Origin of the sequence: Mesorhizobium sp. M1A.F.Ca.IN.022.07.1.1 (genome assembly GCF_003997575.1) — a bacterium.
GTDB lineage: Bacteria > Pseudomonadota > Alphaproteobacteria > Rhizobiales > Rhizobiaceae > Mesorhizobium.
On record NZ_RZST01000533.1, the window covers coordinates 1 to 2559 of the forward strand.

Sequence of the window (2559 nt, forward strand, 5' to 3'; positions counted from 1 at the left end):
TGATGGAGCTGCGCGACACCACCGAAGAGGATGAGAAGGAGATCGAGGCGTCGAAATACGACCTCGCCTATGTCGCGCAGCTCCATCACGTCGGGATGGCGGAAGAGAGCGTTGTTGTCGAACGACACCTTGGCGTCCAGCACGCGCAGCCGGCCGTTCTTCATGACGATCAGCGGATTGACCTCGAGCAGGCTCATGTCCTTCTCGACGAAGGCCCTGTAGAGCAGCGGGAACAGCGTGCCGCCGTCTTGCGCCGCATCGCCGTCGAGCTGCAGCGCGGCGTTGAGCTTCTTCACATCATCGGCCGTCACGCCCTTTTCCGGATCGATGGCGACGGTGAGGATCTTTTCCGGCGTGTCATGCGCGACCGCCTCGATATCCATGCCGCCCTCGGTCGAGACGACGAAGGCGATGCGCCCGACGGAACGGTCGACCAGGATCGACAGATAGAGCTCGCGGTCGATATCGGCGCCGTCCTCGATATAGAGGCGATTGACCTGCTTGCCGGCCGGTCCGGTCTGCTTGGTGACCAGCGTTTGGCCGAGCATCTCGTTGGCGTTGGCGACCACTTCGGCCGCCGACTTCGCCAGCCGCACGCCGCCCTTGGCGTCGGGGCCGAGTTCCTTGAACTTGCCCTTGCCGCGGCCGCCGGCATGGATCTGGCTCTTCACCACATAGAGCGGGCCGGGCAGCGTCTTGGCGGCGGCTTCCGCCTCGCTCGCCTTGAACACCGGAACGCCGCTTGCGACGGGCGCGCCGAACGACTTCAGCAGCGCCTTGGCCTGATATTCATGGATGTTCATGCGCTTGGTCTCCGGAGAGGGACGATTACTTGCCGGCGAGATGCGGGGCGATCTTGGTGCAGGCCTCGGTGAGGCCCTGCACGGCCGCCACCGAATTGTCGAACATCTTCTGCTCGGCCTTGGAGAGGTCGATCTCGATGACGCGCTCGACACCGCCGGCGCCGATCACCACGGGGACGCCGACATAGGTCCCCTTGACGCCGTACTGGCCGGACAGGTGCGCCGCGCAGGGCAGCACGCGCTTCTTGTCTTTCAGGTACGATTCGGCCATGGCGATGGCCGAGGCCGCCGGCGCGTAATAGGCTGAGCCGGTCTTCAAGAGGCCGACGATCTCGGCGCCGCCGTCGCGAGTGCGCTGCACGATCTGGTCGAGCTTCTCCTTGGAGGTCCAGCCCATCTTGACGAGGTCGGGCAGCGGGATGCCCGACACGGTCGAATAGCGGATCATTGGTACCATCGAATCGCCATGGCCGCCGAGCACGAAGGCGGTGACGTCCTCGACCGAGACCTTGAACTCTTCCGCCAGGAAGTAGCGGAAGCGGGCGCTGTCCAGCACGCCGGCCATGCCGATGACATGGCTGGTCGGCAGGCCGGAAAACTTCTGCAGCGCCCAGACCATGGCATCGAGCGGGTTGGTGATGCAGATGACGAACGCCTTCGGCGCGTATTTCTTGAGACCCGCGCCGACCTGTTCCATGACCTTGAGATTGATGCCGAGAAGATCGTCGCGGCTCATGCCGGGCTTGCGCGGCACGCCGGCGGTGACGATGCAGACATCCGCGCCCTCGATGCCGGCATAGTCGTTGACGCCTGTCAGTCTGGAGTCAAATCCGTCGACCGGCGAGGACTGGGCGATGTCGAGACCCTTGCCCTGCGGAATGCCCTCGGCGATGTCGAACAGCACCACGTCGCCGAGATCCTTCAGGCCGATCATATGGGCGAGCGTGCCGCCGATCATGCCCGAGCCGATGAGCGCTATCTTGTTGCGTGCCATGTCAGGATGTTTTCCCTTTGTCTGTGACGGTGCCGTGACGGGGGCCGGAAGGAATGCGGGAAACCGCGGGATTTCGCCGAACCCAATAGCTCCGGCATGGAGAATATTCAAACGGTTATTTTGCGCCCAGTGTTTTCAATCGGTTAGATGCATCGGGAATTACGTAAACGTCAAAATTTTCGAGCTAACTGACCAGAATTTATACAATAAACGATGAAATCAGAAGGCCTTCATCCCGGCGATGACGCCGTTGTGATTTTAGGAGGGGCGGGACAGCCAAGTCGGGCGGCTGAGCGGTTCGGGAGATGCGCATCCAAGCGACGAAGCGCTTATCGCTTCCTTCCCAGGCCCTGGGCTCCGCCTCGCGTCGCTCCGCCCTAGGATGAGGACTCCAGGCGGCTACGCTCACGCCTGTCGCGCCTCCGCGGGTTCCGCCCCGACTTGCCGCCTCTCCGCCCAGCCTTCCAGCCAGTCGCGGCTCTGCATTTCGATCAGTCGCGAGGCAGTGCGCTCGAATTCGAAGACTTCCGTGCCGCGCCTGGCGGTGTAGAGCCCCTCGGGGGGCGCGGCGGCGCTCATCACCAGCCGCATGTGGTGGTCGTAAAGCGTGTCGATGAGCAGAATAAAACGCTTGGCTTCGTTGCGCTTGCCTTCGCCGAGCACCGGCACATGGTCGATGAAGACGGTCGAGAAGCGGTCGGCGATGGCCAGATAGTCGCGCGCGCCGAGCGGCTTTTCGCAGAGATCGGCGAAGGAGAAACG

Annotated in this window: 3 protein-coding genes; all 3 read right to left on the bottom strand. The window is 63.1% G+C overall.

Features of this window, described 5'->3' with window-relative positions:
• Positions 1 to 803: ATP-grasp domain-containing protein (locus tag EOA75_RS31715; protein WP_348628693.1), on the bottom strand; the 803-nt coding region annotated here is incomplete at its 3' end.
• 25 nt (positions 804 to 828) lie between these two features.
• Positions 829 to 1797 carry a malate dehydrogenase gene (gene mdh / locus EOA75_RS31720; protein ID WP_067323649.1) on the bottom strand — a complete coding sequence of 323 codons (969 nt, stop codon included), beginning with the start codon at positions 1795 to 1797 and terminating at the stop codon, positions 829 to 831.
• A 405-nt stretch (positions 1798 to 2202) separates the two neighbouring features.
• Positions 2203 to 2559 (bottom strand): AFG1/ZapE family ATPase (gene zapE / locus EOA75_RS31725; RefSeq protein WP_127326054.1); only part of this gene is annotated, 357 nt, incomplete at its 5' end.